The organism is Ruegeria sp. BHSC276 (assembly GCF_059612945.1).
On record NZ_JBXWRP010000007.1, the window covers coordinates 47,981 to 63,920 of the forward strand.

15 protein-coding genes and 1 riboswitch are annotated in these 15,940 nt (G+C 61.9%); of the genes, 10 read left to right on the forward strand and 5 right to left on the reverse strand.

The window, feature by feature from the left end; genetic code table 11:
- Nucleotides 1-39 precede the first annotated feature (39 nt).
- Both AC2FMD_RS12700 and AC2FMD_RS12705 read left to right on the forward strand, forming a co-directional pair.
- Entirely contained in the window at nt 40-612 is a 573-nt protein-coding gene (locus AC2FMD_RS12700; protein WP_496710702.1) for a TetR/AcrR family transcriptional regulator, read from the forward strand.
- Between the two features lie 28 nt (nt 613-640).
- Nucleotides 641-856: riboswitch (cobalamin riboswitch) on the forward strand.
- A gap of 87 nt (nt 857-943) precedes the next feature.
- A complete protein-coding gene (locus tag AC2FMD_RS12705) occupies nt 944-1,351 on the forward strand; it encodes a hypothetical protein (protein WP_496742627.1) in 408 nt (135 codons plus the stop codon).
- A 3-nt stretch (nt 1,352-1,354) separates the two neighbouring features.
- On the opposite strand, the gene AC2FMD_RS12710 is transcribed toward AC2FMD_RS12705, so the two are convergent.
- Entirely contained in the window at nt 1,355-1,858 is a 504-nt protein-coding gene (locus AC2FMD_RS12710; protein ID WP_496742628.1) for a protein-tyrosine phosphatase family protein, read from the reverse strand.
- Between the two features lie 155 nt (nt 1,859-2,013).
- On the opposite strand from AC2FMD_RS12710, the gene AC2FMD_RS12715 reads away from it, so the two are divergent.
- The 7 genes from AC2FMD_RS12715 (at nt 2,014) to AC2FMD_RS12745 (ending at nt 7,800) form a co-directional block, all read left to right on the forward strand.
- Nucleotides 2,014-3,768 (forward strand): DNA polymerase III subunit gamma/tau, encoded by a 1,755-nt coding sequence (locus tag AC2FMD_RS12715; protein WP_496795081.1) that lies wholly within the window; start codon nt 2,014-2,016, stop codon nt 3,766-3,768.
- Between the two features lie 86 nt (nt 3,769-3,854).
- On the forward strand, nt 3,855-4,199 hold the full coding sequence (locus tag AC2FMD_RS12720; RefSeq protein WP_170360889.1) for a YbaB/EbfC family nucleoid-associated protein: 345 nt from the start codon (nt 3,855-3,857) through the stop codon (nt 4,197-4,199).
- Between the two features lie 46 nt (nt 4,200-4,245).
- Entirely contained in the window at nt 4,246-4,839 is a 594-nt protein-coding gene (gene recR / locus AC2FMD_RS12725; RefSeq protein WP_496742630.1) for a recombination mediator RecR, read from the forward strand.
- Between the two features lie 113 nt (nt 4,840-4,952).
- Nucleotides 4,953-5,543, forward strand: a complete 591-nt coding sequence (locus AC2FMD_RS12730; RefSeq protein WP_496710707.1) for a TetR/AcrR family transcriptional regulator — start codon at nt 4,953-4,955, stop codon at nt 5,541-5,543.
- A 61-nt stretch (nt 5,544-5,604) separates the two neighbouring features.
- The gene (locus AC2FMD_RS12735) at nt 5,605-6,018 is read left to right on the forward strand and encodes an organic hydroperoxide resistance protein (RefSeq protein ID WP_496710708.1); all 414 of its coding nucleotides are present in this window, start codon (nt 5,605-5,607) and stop codon (nt 6,016-6,018) included.
- A gap of 36 nt (nt 6,019-6,054) precedes the next feature.
- Nucleotides 6,055-7,083, forward strand: coding sequence for an NADPH-dependent curcumin/dihydrocurcumin reductase (gene curA, locus AC2FMD_RS12740; RefSeq protein WP_496795082.1), 1,029 nt, complete (start codon nt 6,055-6,057; stop codon nt 7,081-7,083).
- A gap of 33 nt (nt 7,084-7,116) precedes the next feature.
- Nucleotides 7,117-7,800, forward strand: a complete 684-nt coding sequence (locus AC2FMD_RS12745) for a type 1 glutamine amidotransferase domain-containing protein (protein ID WP_496710710.1) — start codon at nt 7,117-7,119, stop codon at nt 7,798-7,800.
- Nucleotides 7,801-7,862: 62 nt separating this feature from the next.
- On the opposite strand, the gene AC2FMD_RS12750 is transcribed toward AC2FMD_RS12745, so the two are convergent.
- Together AC2FMD_RS12750 and AC2FMD_RS12755 are read right to left on the reverse strand one after the other, a co-directional pair.
- Complete coding sequence (locus AC2FMD_RS12750; protein ID WP_496742633.1) at nt 7,863-9,842, reverse strand: RiPP maturation radical SAM C-methyltransferase; 1,980 nt, start codon at nt 9,840-9,842, stop codon at nt 7,863-7,865.
- A 6-nt stretch (nt 9,843-9,848) separates the two neighbouring features.
- The gene (locus tag AC2FMD_RS12755; RefSeq protein ID WP_149776248.1) at nt 9,849-10,130 is read right to left on the reverse strand and encodes an Os1348 family NHLP clan protein; all 282 of its coding nucleotides are present in this window, start codon (nt 10,128-10,130) and stop codon (nt 9,849-9,851) included.
- Between the two features lie 195 nt (nt 10,131-10,325).
- Between AC2FMD_RS12755 and AC2FMD_RS12760 the strand changes: the two genes are divergently transcribed.
- A complete protein-coding gene (locus AC2FMD_RS12760; protein ID WP_496795083.1) occupies nt 10,326-13,187 on the forward strand; it encodes an ATP-binding protein in 2,862 nt (953 codons plus the stop codon).
- Between the two features lie 770 nt (nt 13,188-13,957).
- On the opposite strand, the gene AC2FMD_RS12765 is transcribed toward AC2FMD_RS12760, so the two are convergent.
- Together AC2FMD_RS12765 and AC2FMD_RS12770 are read right to left on the reverse strand one after the other, a co-directional pair.
- Nucleotides 13,958-15,136, reverse strand: coding sequence for a carbohydrate porin (locus AC2FMD_RS12765; protein ID WP_496742635.1), 1,179 nt, complete (start codon nt 15,134-15,136; stop codon nt 13,958-13,960).
- The gene (locus AC2FMD_RS12770) at nt 15,133-15,900 is read right to left on the reverse strand and encodes a DUF3299 domain-containing protein (protein WP_496742636.1); all 768 of its coding nucleotides are present in this window, start codon (nt 15,898-15,900) and stop codon (nt 15,133-15,135) included. Before AC2FMD_RS12770 ends, AC2FMD_RS12765 begins: the two co-directional genes overlap by 4 nt.
- Between the last annotated feature and the right edge of the window lie 40 nt (nt 15,901-15,940).

Sequence of the window (15,940 nt, forward strand, 5' to 3'; positions counted from 1 at the left end):
CTGGACCGATCGGTCCAGCCCTGTCAAGATGCGTGCAAGATGACCCGACGTCCGCAAAACACCCGCGATCGCCTGACCCAGACCGCCGCCCGGCTGTTCCAGCGCTCGGGCTACAACGGTGTCGGCCTGACCGAGATCCTGACCGAGGCCCGGGCGCCCAAAGGCTCGCTGTACCACCATTTTCCAAAGGGAAAGCAGGATCTTGCCCTGGCTGCGGCCAGCTGGGCTTCGGACGGGATGCGCGACATGATCGCGGCGGCGTTCAACGACGCGCAGGATTTCCGCGCAGGGGTCACCACCCTTTGCCACAAGATCGCGAAACTGTTCGACACCTCGCCGCAATGGGAGACCTGCCCGATCGCCGCCACCCTGTTCGAAAGCCCCGACAACCGGGCCTTCCGCGACCATGCCGACCGGCTGTACGAAAGCTGGATCGACGAGGTGCGCGGCCACGCGGAACGGTTCGGCGTCGCGCATCCTGACATGGCGGCCGACACCCTGTTCATCATGATGCAGGGCGGCTGGCAACTGGCGCGCGCGCGTCGGGATTCGAATGTGCTGCGCCGGTTGCCCGAGCATGTCCCGTGGGACCGGTTCCAGCCGCGCGACTGAATGCGGCTTGACTCGGCCCGACCCTGACCGCTAGCGATTGGGTGATGGTTCCCGCGCCTTCGGCCGGGATGAAAAGGGAACACGGTGCGGCCCCCCCCGGGACAATCGGAACGGGCCAATGCCGGGACTGCCCCCGCAACTGTAGGCGGAGAGCGATGCCGAGATACCACTGACCGCAAGGTTGGGAAGGTCGGCAAAGCAACGACCCGCAAGTCAGGAGACCTGCCATCAAACGTGAAACCGAAACTCGGACGGGGTGTCCGGGCAGGGTCTGGCCGTGAAATCGGCTGTCCGCCCCGGTCCGCCCCGCCCAGCGCGCGGAGGGCGCATCATGATCTGGAAGACCAACACGCACGAATTTTCCGCAACCGTCTGCCAACGCACGGGCAGGACCTGCCCGGCGCTGGCGCATCTGGCCCGGTCGGTCGCGCAGGCGGTCGCGGCGGCCGACGCGGCAACCTCGCCCCATTTCCGGGTGGAAGGCAGCAGCGAACTGACCCATTGCACGCCGGGCTGCATGGCCCGCTTTGACGCTCGCGCCGACCTGATCCGGGTGTATTGCGGCGCACGCGCAGGGGCAGATACGCAAAGCCTGGACGCCTATGCCGACCTGATGTTCAATGATCAGGCCGATGCCTGCCCCGCGCAGGGGCTGGACACGTCACCCTGCGCGATGCTGCAGGCGGTTGCGCTGGAACCCGCCACCCTGGCGGAACACGCCTTGCCGGCAGTCATCTGACGGTCAGTCCGGGGTAGCAACCCGAGCCGGCGCCGCGGCCCAGAGCAACTGCGCCTCGGTTTCCACGGCGCAGGGGCGAACGGCCCGCAGGCGTTTGAGCGCCGGTTCCGGGGCTTCGCCACATTCGATCATCAGGCGCAGAACGGCCATGCCGGATCGTCCACAGCCCCCCCGGCAATGCACCAGAACTCGCCCGCCGCCGCTCAGCGCATGGCGGGCGGCGGCGCTGACTGGCGGCCACTGGCCGTCAAAGTCATCCCCCGGCGCCGAAAAATCGGCGACCGGCATATGCGCCCAGCGGCTAGCACGCCCTTGGATGTCCGATCCGAAATCTCCCGCCCCCACGGCGACCATCTCGGCCAGGGTCGTCATCGAGATCACAAGACCCGGCGCCCAGCCCCCGATCAGGTCCAGGTCGCCGCGGTAGTCGCCGCCTCCGCCGGGTATCGAGGTCAGGGCAAGCGAACCGCCCCCGACCTGCAGGGCATGAACAACCAGATTGGACATCGAAACCACCCCTCGGGAAACGCATCACTGAAACTATTGGTCCAGTATGGCCCAACCAGCGCCACCGCCAAAGCGAAAAACCTGCACCGGCGCTGTGGACGCGGGGCACCGGGAACTCTACCCTGCATCGTCAGTACGAATCCGTCAGAGCAGACATGACCACACAGTCCAGCCCCGCCTATCAGGTTCTCGCCCGAAAATACCGCCCGGAAACCTTTGCCGACCTGGTCGGTCAGGATGCCATGGTGCGCACGCTGAAAAACGCGTTCGAAGCGGACCGGATCGCGCAGGCCTTCATCATGACCGGCATCCGTGGCACCGGCAAGACAACCACGGCCCGGATCATCGCCAAGGGCATGAACTGTATCGGCCCCGACGGCAATGGCGGACCAACGACCGAACCCTGCGGCCAGTGCGAGCATTGCGTGGCCATCATGGAAGGTCGCCATGTGGACGTGCTGGAAATGGACGCCGCCAGCCGCACCGGCGTGAACGACATCCGCGAGATCATCGACAGCGTGCGCTATCGCGCCGCCAGCGCGCGGTACAAGATCTATATCATCGACGAAGTCCACATGCTGTCGACCAGCGCCTTCAACGCGCTGCTGAAAACGCTGGAAGAGCCACCCGGGCATGTGAAGTTCATCTTTGCCACGACAGAGATCCGCAAGGTTCCGGTCACCGTGCTGTCGCGCTGCCAACGGTTCGACCTGCGTCGGATCGAGCCCGAAGTGATGATCGGCATGCTGCGCAAGATCGCCACCGCCGAGGGCGCGGAAATCTCGGATGACGCGCTGGCCTTGATCACCCGCGCCGCCGAAGGCTCGGCCCGGGATGCGACCTCGCTGCTGGATCAGGCGATCAGCCATGGCGCCGGCGAAACCACCGCCGATCAGGTGCGCGCGATGCTGGGGCTGGCCGACCGGGGCCGCGTTCTTGACCTGATGGACATGATCCTGCGTGGCGATGCGGCCGGGGCCCTGACCGAACTGGGCGCGCAATATGCCGAGGGCGCCGACCCGCTGGCGGTGCTGCACGATCTGGCCGAAATCACCCATTGGGTCTCGGTGGTGAAGATCACCCCTGACGCGGCAGAAGATCCGACCGTCTCACCCGATGAGCGCACCCGCGGACAGCAGATGGCCGAGGCGTTGCCGATGCGTGTGCTGACCCGGATGTGGCAGATGCTGCTGAAGGCGCTCGAAGAAGTCTCGGCCGCCCCCAACGCCATGATGGCCGCGGAAATGGCGGTGATCCGTCTGACCCATGTGGCCGATCTGCCCAGCCCGGAAGAGTTGATCAAGCGCCTTCAGGACAGCCCTCCGCCGCCCGTCGGCGGGCCGGGGGGCGGCGTTCCGGTCGCCGGAAACAGCGCCCCGCCCGTGACCGCGACGGCCTCGGCCCATGCGCCGGCCCCGCGTGGCGTGGGCGGCGCGCCGACGGCGGCGTTGGCCCAGGACGTGCAGACCGCGCTGGCGCGTTATCCAACTTTTGAGCATGTGGTCGAACTGATCCGCGCCAACCGCGACGTAAAACTGCTGGTCGAGGTCGAAAACGGCGTCCGCCTCGTCTCGTACCAGCCGGGACGGATCGAATTCACGCCCACCGAAAAGGCCCCCACCGACCTGGCCGCGCGGCTCGGGTCCGCGCTGCAGCGCTGGACCGGCAATCGCTGGGCGGTCTCGATCGTCTCGGACGGGGACGCGCCCACCATCGCCGAACTGCGCGACGCGGCCGAGCTGGCGCTGAAGGCCAAGGCCGAAGAACACCCTTTGGTTCAGGCGGTTCTGACACAATTCCCCAAGGCCCGCATCACCCGGATCGAAACCCCTCAGGACCGCGCGGCCAAGGTCGAAACCGAAGCCCTGCCCGAGGTCGAGGACGAATGGGATCCATTCGAGGAAGACTAATCACCCGCGCAGAAGGCGCGCTGCCCTTGTGAAGGACGCAAACGGCCCGTATTTAGGCCGCAATTCGAATGACAGGAGACATACAGATGCTCAAAGGACTCGGCGGTCTGGGCGACATGGCCAAGATGATGAAATCCGCGCAGGAACTGCAGACCAAGATGGCGCAGATGCAGGAAGATCTGAACACCATCATGGTCGTCGGCGAATCCGGCGCGGGCTTGGTCAAGGCCACGGCCTCGGCCAAGGGCGAGCTGAAAGGTCTGGACATCGACCCGTCGATCTTCAACAGCGACGACAAAGAAGTGGTCGAGGACCTGATCCTGGCCGCCATCAAGGATGCGCAGACCAAGGCGGCCGAGCGGTCGCAGGAAGAAATGACCAAGCTGACCGAAAGCATGGGTCTGCCGGCGGACATCAAGCTGCCGTTCTAATCTTCGCCCCTCAAACCCCCGCCGCCAAAGCCACGCAGGAGAGGCCATGAGTTCGAACAGTGACATCGACGCCCTGATCGACCTGATGGCCAAGCTGCCGGGGCTGGGGCCGCGCTCGGCCCGGCGGGCGGTGCTGCACCTGATCCGCAAACGCGCCTTACTGCTTAAGCCTTTGTCGGACTCCATGCAGCAGGTCGCCGCCACCGCGCGCGAATGCCTGAACTGCGGCAACGTGGGCACCACCGACATCTGCGACATCTGCAATTCCGAAGACCGCGCCACCGGAGAGCTGTGCGTGGTCGAAGACGTGGCCGACCTGTGGGCGATGGAACGCGCAGGGGTATTCAAAGGCCGCTACCATGTGCTGGGCGGAACGCTCTCGGCACTGGACGGCGTCGGCCCGGATGACCTGCGCATCCCCCGCCTGCGCGACCGGGTGACTGCCGAAAACATCACCGAAGTGATCCTGGCCCTGAACGCCACCGTCGACGGGCAGACCACGGCCCATTACATCGCAGATCAGCTGGAAGGACAGGTCCGCCTGACCTCGCTGGCGCAGGGCGTGCCGATCGGGGGCGAGTTGGATTATCTGGATGACGGGACAATCACCGCAGCGCTGCGGGCGCGGAAGGAACTGTAAGGCTTCGAAATCCGTGCACTTTCTTCGTGGGCGATGACCCGACGTTACGTCATCTGGATTTTCATCCATCATCCCACTAGACGACCGGTCTGTTAACTGCCATCTCGTGACCCATGAGCACGCAACGCAAGGATACCCGGAAACAGATTCTGGCCGTGGGCCGCCGGCTGACCGCCGAGCGTGGGTTTGTCGGCGTCGGCCTGAGCGACCTGCTGAAAGAGGCCGGAGTTCCCAAGGGCTCGTTCTACCATTACTTCGCCTCGAAAGAGGATTATGGCTGCGCGCTTCTAGAAAGTTTTGCCGACGATTACCGACAAGGGCTGGCGGACACGCTGAACAACCCCTCGCTGAACGCGCATGATCGATTCCTTGCCTATTTCCAGGGCTGGATCCGCAAACAGACCGGGCAAAACCCCGAAGAGCGCTGCCTGGTCGTCAAGCTTGCGGCCGAGGTTTCGGACCTGTCAGACAGCATGAGCGGTGTTCTGCAAAACGCCGTGGACGGCATCGTCGAGGCCCTGACCCAGACCCTGCGCGACGGCATCGCCGAAGGTTCGGTGGCCCGGCTCGAGGACCCGGCAATGACTGCGCGTGCGATCTATCACCAGTGGCTCGGCGCCAGCCTGGTCGCTGGCCTCTCCGGATCGGTCGAGCCGCTGGAATCGGCCATGAAATCAACCGCATCCGCGATACGCCCCATGTAAAAAATTTTGACCATATACTAGACGACCGGTCTATTAGAAAGCCGAAAACAGGAGCCTGCCCATGAAAATTCTCTACAAAACATCAGCAACGGCCACCGGTGGCCGGTCGGGGGTGACCGCGCTGGATGACGGCTCGTTGTCGATTCCGATGGTGCGTCCGGGTTCTCAGGCCGACGGCCACAACCCCGAACAGCTTTTTGCCCTTGGCTATGCCGCCTGTTTCGACAGCGCCATGGATTTGATGGCGAAATCGCTGGGGCTGGATGCAACCGGCACCAGCACCACGGTGGCGGTCAGTTTGGGGCAGCGGTCGGATGGTGGCTATGGGCTGGACCTCGACATCACCGCGCATCTGCCCGGGCTGTCCGATGAAGGCGCCCGCAAGCTGGTCGAGGCGACGCATCAGGTCTGCCCATATTCCCGCGCCACACGCGGAAATATCGACGTGCGCCTGCATGTCGATACCAACGCGTGATCACGCACTCAACGCAATCCACAGGACCGACACGACATGTCTGACACCAGGAACCGCCAGATCGTTCTGGCCGAGCGCCCCAAGGGCGAACCCGACACCAATACGCTGCGCATGGTCGAAACGGATATCCCCGAACCGGCCGAGGGGCAGATGCTGCTGCGCACGGTTTACCTGTCGCTGGACCCCTATATGCGCGGACGCATGAGCGACGCCCCCTCCTATGCACCGCCGGTCGAGATCGGCGGGGTCATGGTGGGCGGCACCGTGGCGCGCGTGGTCTCCTCGAAGATCGACGGGTTTTCCGAAGGTGACTGGGTGCTCAGCTTCAATGGCTGGCAGGACTATGCTCTGTCGGACGGCGAGGGCGTGCTGAACCTCGGCCAGGCGCCCTCGCATCCGTCCTGGGCGCTTGGGGTGCTCGGCATGCCGGGCTTTACGGCCTGGGCCGGCCTGACGCAGATCGGCGCGCCGAAACCCGGTGAGACCATCGTGGTCGCCGCGGCGACCGGGCCGGTCGGGGCCACGGTCGGCCAGATCGGCAAGATTCTGGGCTGCCGCGTCGTCGGTGTGGCCGGTGGCCCCGAGAAATGCGTCCATGCGGTGGACGAGCTGGGTTTCGACGCTTGCATCGACCACAAGGCCCCTGATTTCGCCGAGCAGCTCGGCCAGGCCGTTCCGGACGGCATCGACATCTATTTCGAGAATGTCGGCGGCCAGGTGCTGGACGCGGTGATCCCGAACCTCAACCCCAAAAGCCGCATCCCTGTGTGCGGGCTGGTATCGCAGTACAACGCCACCGCGCTGCCCGAAGGGCCGGACCGGATGAACTGGTTTCTGGGTCAGGTCCTGCGCAAGCGGATCACTGTGCAGGGGTTCATCATCTTCGAGGATTTCGGCCACCTCTACCCGGACTTCGCGGCGCAGATGGGTGACTGGGTCAATTCCGGCCGCGTCAAGTACCGCGAAGAAATGATCGACGGGCTGGAAAACGCCTCCAAGGCGCTGATCGGCCTGCTGCGGGGCGAGAATTTCGGCAAACGCGTGATCCGCGTTGCGCAAGACTGACAGCTTCAGACAAGCCAAACGAAAGGAAAAGCAATGAAGATCCTCATGGTTCTGACGTCTCATGACCAACTCGGCGACACGGGCCGCAAGACCGGCTTTTGGCTGGAAGAGTTCGCGGCCCCCTATTACGTGTTCAAGGATGCCGGGGCCGAGATCGTGTTGGCCTCGCCCAAGGGCGGGCAACCGCCCATCGACCCGGCCAGCGACGAAGACGCCGCGCAGACCGATGCCACCCGGCGTTTTGCGGCAGACACGGACGCGCAGGCCCAGCTGGCATCGACCCCGCGCCTGTCGGAAATCGACGCCGAAGGCTTTGACGCAATCTTCTATCCGGGCGGCCACGGCCCGCTGTGGGACTTGGCCGAAGACGCGGACAGCAAGCGCCTGATCGAAACCTTCGTCGCGACGGATCGCCCGGTCGGCGCCGTCTGCCACGCGCCTGCGGTCTTCAGGCACACCACCGCCCAAGACGGAAAGCCGCTGGTCTCGGGACGCCGCGTCACCGGGTTCTCGAATTCCGAAGAGGCGGCCGTGGGACTGACCGACATCGTACCCTTCCTGGTCGAGGACATGTTGAAGGCCAATGGCGGGCATTACGAAAAAGCCGACGATTGGGGCCCGTTGACGGTGAGCGACGGGCGCCTCGTCACGGGCCAGAACCCGGCCTCGTCCGTGGGGGCCGCCCAAGCCCTCCTGACCCTGTTGAACGGAAACTGACCGGAGCACCGCCCCTGCGGCAGATGCGCTGCGGGGGCGGGCATTCGTCGGGCAACCCTGCCTTAGCCGTGCTGCGGGACCGTCGGACCGGGCGCTGGTGCCGAGCGGCTCTCGGGCGCGAATTCCTGCGGTCGTTGTGCGGCGAAGGCGTGTTGGGGCATTGCGCGAATATCTGCCCAGTCCGGCGCACGCGAAAAGCCCGGCGTTCTGAGAACCAGACACAATACCGAACTGCCCTCGGCATGGATCAGCCCGGCGCGCTGTAACCGTTCAAGGGCCTGCTCGACGGCTTTGGCGTCGTACCTGCCCATCAACCGCTTGTGCAACAGATCGACCCCCATGATCGTCGGGCACAGGTCCAGAATGGATCGTTCGACCTCGGACAGGGTATGGGTGACCGGGCGTTCGGGACGACGGGAATCCACGACACGATCGCCATCGAAATAAAGCGCCGCCGCGCTGGCCTGCCAATCCTTCAGGCTGTGCAGCACCGGCTGCGCGCGCTGATCTGCCGGGGCTGAACCGTCCTCGAGAATGTCGAAATGATAGGCATGATCCCACAAATCTTCGGCCGGAACCGCATAGACATGCGCATAGGGCTTTGCCGGCGCGACCTTGATGCCAAAGGCTTCGGGGCGTTCGAAATAGGGGCTAAAACGATCCGCCCGCACCGGCCCGACCGAGCCCGGCGGCTGCAGGTGCGCAAGCAACGGGATTAGACGGGACAGGTTGTGGAAAGTCTCGGCGGTCTCGCAGGGAAAGCCGTACAGAAAGCACCATTCGACGAACACGCCCGCCTCGGCGCACAGCTTGAGCGTCTGGATGTTCTGAATCCCGGAAACGCCCTTTTTCATGTGCATCAGGGTTGCCGTGTCAAACGTCTCGATCCCCGGCTGGACCTTGCGTATGCCGGCATCGGCCAAGGCTGCTATCACTGACGGGGACAGGTTCGACTTCACCTCGTAATGCATCAGAAACGGGCGTTCGTCGCGCGCAAGCCGCGGGATCAGCGTCCTGAGGTAGCGATGGTCCAGAATGTTGTCGACGACCACGATGTCGGGCCCGTACAGGTCGGCGAGGTGGCGGAACTCGGCAAGCGCCCGGTCCGGGGACTTGCTGCGATACGCCATCGTCTGACCGTTCAGGCCGCAGAACGTGCAATGGTGCTTGGCGCCCCACCAGCACCCGCGTGACGTCTCGATCGTGGCCGAAGGCGTCAGGATGTCGGACAATCCCGGTGTCTGTTCGAACCGATCGAAGAACGCGCTGAAATCCGGGATCGGCAAGGCATCGAGATTTGCCGTCAGACGTGGCGGCTGCCCGGGGCGGTCATACCGCAGGTCCGAGCGCGTCAACATCCCGCGAACGGCGGGCAGGTCGCGCCGGGTTCGCACCTCGTTGAGAAATTCGGCAAAGGCTTGCTCGCCTTCGCCCTGGCACACGGCATCCAGTTCGGGGTGTGCCCGCAAAAGCGCCTTGCCCAGCGACCCCTCGCAATTGGCACCCCCCATGACGATCACCAGGTCGTCGGATCGTTTTCTGAGGGCTCGCACAAGCGCGACCGACGCCATCACCTGCTGGAACGACGATGTGATCCCGACCACGGTCGGAGCGCATGCCATCACCTCGTCGGCGCACCGCTCCACAAAATCCCGCGTCAGTTTTCTGGCTGCCAACGCGCTTTGCACATAGGTCAGCCACTCGACCCCCTCGACATGGTCGCCCAGGACATCCAGCAGATAGGCCATCGCATCCGGCTCGGGGCGCGGATAGACCAGATCACTGAACAACCACTCTCCCAAGAGGGCCTGATAGACCTTGCCGTCCGACAGCAGGAAATAGTCGTCAAGGCCGATGGTTTCGGCAAAGTCGAAGCTGAAGTATTTTTCCGTGGTCGCGACCCCGGCGTCCCTGGCCATGGTCGCCAGCAGCGATATCCCCAGCGCGGGATGCTGCAGCGACGAAAACGGCATCGACACCAGGCACAGACGATGAAGCGCCGCAGGTTGCGACGTCACACGACCCGGCGGCGTCTCGCTCATGCGGGATTACGCGCAGCGGGGGCGAAGCACACCGTCGGATGTCTGTTCGTAGGCCGCCTTGATGTCCTGCATCGCGGTCTTCAGATCCGATTCTCCGGCAAAGACCGAACTGATGGCGCCCAGAAGCTTGCGCGCGTGATCGTCCTGATCCAGCGTGATACCAAGACGGTCCACGACCTCTTCGGGGTTCTTGATGAACGCGTTGCGAAACGCCTCGTCCAGCACCCCGCGCCCGATGATGGTCTGGACGTCTTCCAAAGTCAGTCCGCGAGTATGGTGATCGGTCATTTCTGTCCCCAATTTCTTAAAACCATGGGCAACTCGTATAGTGTTATTGGAGAAAATTCAATGATTAAGCACCATGCGCCCTCCTCCGATCCCAGAGGCGACTGCGCCGCTGATGTAAGGTCGGCCGTACGGATCGGGCTGGATTAATCCGGGCGGACCAGACATACTCACGTCCGACCGGGGGAGCCTTCGAGAATGCGGAGTCGAGTACAGATCGAGCCGACCGAGCGCCGAATGTGTTCGGTTCTTTTTGCTGACATCGTGCGTTCGACCATGATCATCGGCGATCTGGACCCCGAAGATGCGGTCAGCCATCTGGGGCCGGTGATCGAACAGATCATGACCATCTGCGAAAAGCACGGCGCGACCACGCTGTTCACAGGGGACGGCGCGCTGGCGGTCTTCGGCTCGCCCCAGGCCGACGAGGACCACGCCGCAAAGGCGATTGCCAGCGCGCAGGAGATCATCCGCCAGATCGCCGGGAAGGGAGATCAGAGCCCCGACGTCCGCATCGGAATCCACGCCGGCGAACTGCTGGTCAGCGATCTGCAGCACACCCAAGGACACGAGCAGGCCTTTCTCGGGCCGGTCATGAACATCTCGAGCAAAATCGAGGCCGCAGCCCGCAAGAACGTGGTGACGGTCTCGGAAACGGTCATCCAAAGCGTCGGAACCCTGTTCGACCATGTACCCGCCGGCGAATTGCAGATCGACGGACGCAACAAGACGCTGAAACTGTTCGAGATCAAGGCCCGAAACGAACAACGGTCCCGGTGGGCATCGCTGGCGCGTCGCGACCGCTCGCCCCTGGTCGGGCGCGAGGCCGAAATGGCCCGGCTGCGCGAAGCCTGGTCCAGGGCCTGTCAGGGTGAAGGCAACTCGGTCCTGCTGCTTGGCGCGGCGGGGGTCGGAAAGTCGCGCCTGACCCACGAACTTGTGGAAAACATCGCGCCCGAGGCGTTCGACCTATGGGAGTTCAATTGCTTCTCGCTGGATCAGACGGCCGCCTATCTGCCAATCATCCGCGCCTTGAACGCCCGCATGAAACTGTCCGACTGCCAATCCGACACCGAGTTGGAAGCGAAGCTTTCAAAGGGGATCGGCAACACCAGATTCCTGGACAAACACACCAGACAGGCCCTGTTTTCGATCTTTCGCCGCGCCCGGACCGAAGTCGAACAGGCTGCCGGCGACCCGTCGCGCCGGCGCCGCAAGCTGAACGACATCCTGTCCAGGATGATCTTGTCGACCCGGAAAGAGAAGCCGCTTCTTCTGTTGTTCGAGGATCTTCACTGGGCGGACCAGGGAACATTGGACGTGGTTCAGGAGTTGCTTTCAAGCATCTCCTTCCTGCGGGTTCTCGTGGTGCTCACTTCGCGCAACGCGACGCCCTTCACAAGCGATCAGAAAGGCAGGCTGCAGCTGCTTCCGGTCCCCCCGCTCGGCGAGGACGACTGCCGGGAATTGATTTCGCGCCTGTTGGGGCCACGAGGCGACGACGGCCGCTTGCGCGACTTCGTCGACACCATGAGCGGTCGCACCCCGTTGTTCGTCGAGGAATTCGCCCACCATCTGCGAAACCGTCTGGACCGGACACAAGGCAACGAAAGCCTGCACCGCAACCTTGCCGATCTGGAAGTACCGGCCCGCGTCCAGCCTCTCATCGCGTCCAGGATCGACACGCTGGACAGTGAGAACAAAAAGGCGCTGCAGGTTGCCGCGGTCGGCGGTCTGCGCTGGACATGGAGTACGCTGACCGAGACACTTCAACGACTGGGCTTTGAAGCCCGGCCTCGGCTGACGGCCCTGATCGAAGGCGGTTTTCTGGAAACCTACGGCCCTGCGGAAAACCAGCAGATCCGGTTCAGTCACGCGCTGGTGCAGAAAGTCAGCTATCGCAGCATTCCGCGACTGCGCCGATCGCGCCTGCACCGGGCCATCTTTGAGGCCCTGCACGCCGGTGCAGACACCGATGATCTGGAAATCGCCCAGGCCATCGCCCGCCATGCCGATCAGGGTGAGCTGTGGCAGGAAGCAACCGAAGCCTATCTACGCTGCGGCGAGCTTGCCAGCCGACTGTTCTCGTTCGAGGCGGCGGTTTCGTATTTCGACAACGCGCTGCGTTGCGTCGGCAGGCTGAAGGCCGAGACCGGGTCTCAGAACGTGTACGAGCTTGAATTGCGGGTTCGCCGGGGCCTGCGCGTCTCGCTGGTGGCCAGCGGTAATTTCCGCCGCATTCTCGAGATCTCGCACGAGGCAGAGAAATTGTGCGATGACGCGGGGGACAGGGTCTCGAAGATCACGTCGCAGATCGATCAGGGGATCATGACGACGATCCTGTTCGATATTCGTGACGCGCGCCGAATTTCGCAACGCGCTCTGGACAGCGCGACCGAACTGGGCGATGCCCGGCTGCAGGCCAACGCGGCCTTTGCCTTGGCGCAGGCCGCCTGGTTCCACGGGGATTACGAAAGCGCGAAAGCGGCGATCGACCATCATGCCGGTCTTTTCAAGAATGAGTTCCGCACCGTCGAAACCGGAACGACCGGATCGATTTCAGTGCTGGGAATCGCAACGCGGGCCAACGCCCTGAGCATGATGGGCCAATTCGACAAGGCCGAGGACGACATCCACGAAGCGCTGGAAATCGCGGGCGAGACAGGCAAGGTGTATGACCGCAGCTTCGCCCTGATCGCGCGCGGGATCAATTGCTGGAAAGCAGAAAACGACGCGCGTGCGGCAGAGGCATTGCGCACGGCACTAAAGATTTCCATTGAGGCCGGGATCGATGTTTTGAGTTGCTTTGCAGCAGCGCCGCTCGCCCGTGTGCTGGCCCGAAACAGAGACTTCGAGAATGCGCGGCTTGTCCTGACCAAAAGCCTCGGCCTTGCACGGGAAATGCAGATGGAAGCATTCGTCGCCTGGCTGTTGAGTGCCGAGATTCGGGTTTTGCAGGAAGACGGTCAAGGCGGCGAAGCCGAAGAGGTTGCCGCTGAACTGGCTGACCTTTGCCGACAGAACGGATATTTCGGATGCGACCCAACCTTGCTTCCTTGACGTGGTTTAACCAGTGTCATGCGCTCCACATGGTGATCCTCCACTGAAGTGGTCCACCGCTATGTTTGGGATAACTGAGGATGGAGTTCACACCGTTCCTGGTCCGGTGAATGCTGACGTCAGACAGCCGGGTCGATCGATGGGCCTCTAGCCGCCACTGGCTATCCAGACTGCCAGAAGCACGGCCATCAGAGCGACATGCCGCGAGCCGTTTCCGAGAAGGCCGAGGCGGCGCTCCCGTCCGTGTTCCGCGCGACCGAGATCGAGGAATAAACCCGGCAGTGCATCGCGACCTTTAGGAGGCGATACTGGTGGCACCGGGTATTGCACAGCAGATCCAGGTCTCGGCGAGACAGGTCTGCCCGTGCGTTACCCCGAGATGCACCACGTGGATTTGTTGCCCCGAGTCGCGGTTCGACCAATACCAGCACTGAAGCGCAGCGCTCAAAGTGGCAGATTTCTGTTTTATTTCATAGGTTTAAAATGGTACCCGGGGGCGGAATCGAGCCACCGAAACGAGGACTTTCAATCAAGTTTCCAGACTTAATTTCAATGGGTTATAACAAAATGCATCACTTTGTGTATAACTTCTGAATATCGCAGAGGTGAATTTAGCTTAAGGTATTGAAAATTAAATTAATAATCCTGGGCCAAAGAAAGATTTGAATACTTGTTCAGTCGCCCATCCTGCCTCCATCAGTCCACCGAGAACATTCACCTAACAATACTCCCATAACTGCTTTGATTTCAGTTACTGCTTTCGGCCCGCATCAGAAAACGATCCGGGTTCTTAGACCGAACAATGTAATGTTATCCTGATCAGGGTTCAGAAGCGGGTTGGATATGAATTGTATCGACGGTGTGATCTGCAGTCCGGGTGAGATTGAAAAGCGATAGAATGCTTCAAGCGTGAACTGATCGCCGTCTATGCCTCTTGCCTCAGCCCAGTTCAGACCCAGCCCTGCCAAATCGGTATTGCGACCGTAATAGCCGACACCGGCAGAAATGGACCGATCATAGAGTGCTGCCGTCCCTTTTGAAGCCCCAGCCCGAAAGAATGGCATCCACTTATTGTCAACAAACCATGCGGCAGAAAACGCGGCGCCGTAATCCTCTGGACGGCTACCATCATCAGCCGCATCCGCATGCCAGAGTGTCAGATGGATATTGTCGAAGTAGATGCGATCAAAGCCAGAAGTGTAGCCGATTTCGAGTGATTTGAATAAATTTCCATCGCTGAACACATCAAAGTTTGGATCAGACGGGTCGGCATTTGCGTCTGAGACGCTCGCGACGGCGTACAGGTTATCGCTCAGCTTTATCCCACCGGCAATGCCAATGCCTTGGTTGGGCGTGTTAATCGTCGGGTTGGTGTTGAAGGACAGGTTTTGGAAACCACTATAGGGGCTTACCAACCCGTAAATATCCACAAAGTCGGTTACATCAATCTGCCCGACTTGCAGCGTCCACGAACCGTTCTCGGCCCTTTGGGTCCAGAACAGGTTGGTCAACAACAAACCATTATCGTTGAAGGCTGTCCCTGTGATCGAAAGCGCTCCGCCATCCAGCCCAAGAAACTGTGGGGCAACATCGGTATAGCTGTGCCGGTCTTCGATCTTGAATGTCAGAGAACCCCGTTCAGTTGCCTGCCAACTGCCGTAGAAACGAGCGATTCCACTTGCGGCTTCACCAGTTCCCAAATCAGCATTCGTGGTTTGGCCCAATGCCAGGTAATCCAAGTTGAACCGGAACCCACCCTCAGCAAGCCGCTCTTTCCACTGAAACCAGCCCGGCGCGATATTGCGCGGAAAATCGGAACGATATTGTGGGTCGGTCAGCCCATCTCCGGGCTCCAGATCAGCTTCGACCGAAGAAGGCCCGGACAGTCCTTGCGCCGAGGCAGCGCCAGCAACCGCAACACTCAATGCGACAACGAGAAGTCTTATCATTCCGACGCCTTTGCCCCGCCGGTCTTGTTATGACTCGCTGCTAAGATGCGACCAGCAATCGATGCCGCCCAATCATTTGTTGTTGGCGTGCTGGCCATCAGGTCTCGCATCGTTTCAGTCTGCGAGACCTCCAAAACATAGCTGGAGCTCATTGGCACATTGCCGTCTACGATGCGGAAAGTATAGTTTGTTTCTTCAATTGACAGTTTGCCTGTCAGCCGCACCGGTTCGTGCATAGTGCTGGGGCTCCAGTCGTCAACTACTCGCGCCCGGATCATCTGATTGGCGTTTGGCGGTGGGGTATGGCTGCACATGCCGCGTATGGGAACGAGGTAGACAACAGTGGTCCCGTCCGCTTCGACAGGCGCTGGGATAGCGTAACCCGCCAATGTAACGATTTGTCCATCAAGCTTCGGATTAGCCGCTGTTGCTGCTTTCTTGCGCCGGTCGGCAACGATCCAGCGTTGGTCGATCAGCCAATCTGCATCAATCCCGTCTTCAGACAGTTCCTCAAGTGCCGCATTGATTTTTGCGGCACCGTCGGCCATCTGAGCCTCGCTGAGAGTGGCGTCGTTCAGCAGCTCTCTGTTTCGGACGATCGTCCGCAAGGATTCGATCTGTTGATAGTTTAAATCCTCAAAAGGATCCTCATAGGTTTGCGCCGACGGATCGATCAGATCCTCCCAAGCGATCTGCTCAGCCGTAGCGGGCGCGGCGAGCGGAACAAACAGCGTCAGAAAGCTCAAAGTCAGCAAACGATGCATCTCTTTCTCCAAAAGTGTTGCGCTGGGCGGCCGAGGTAAA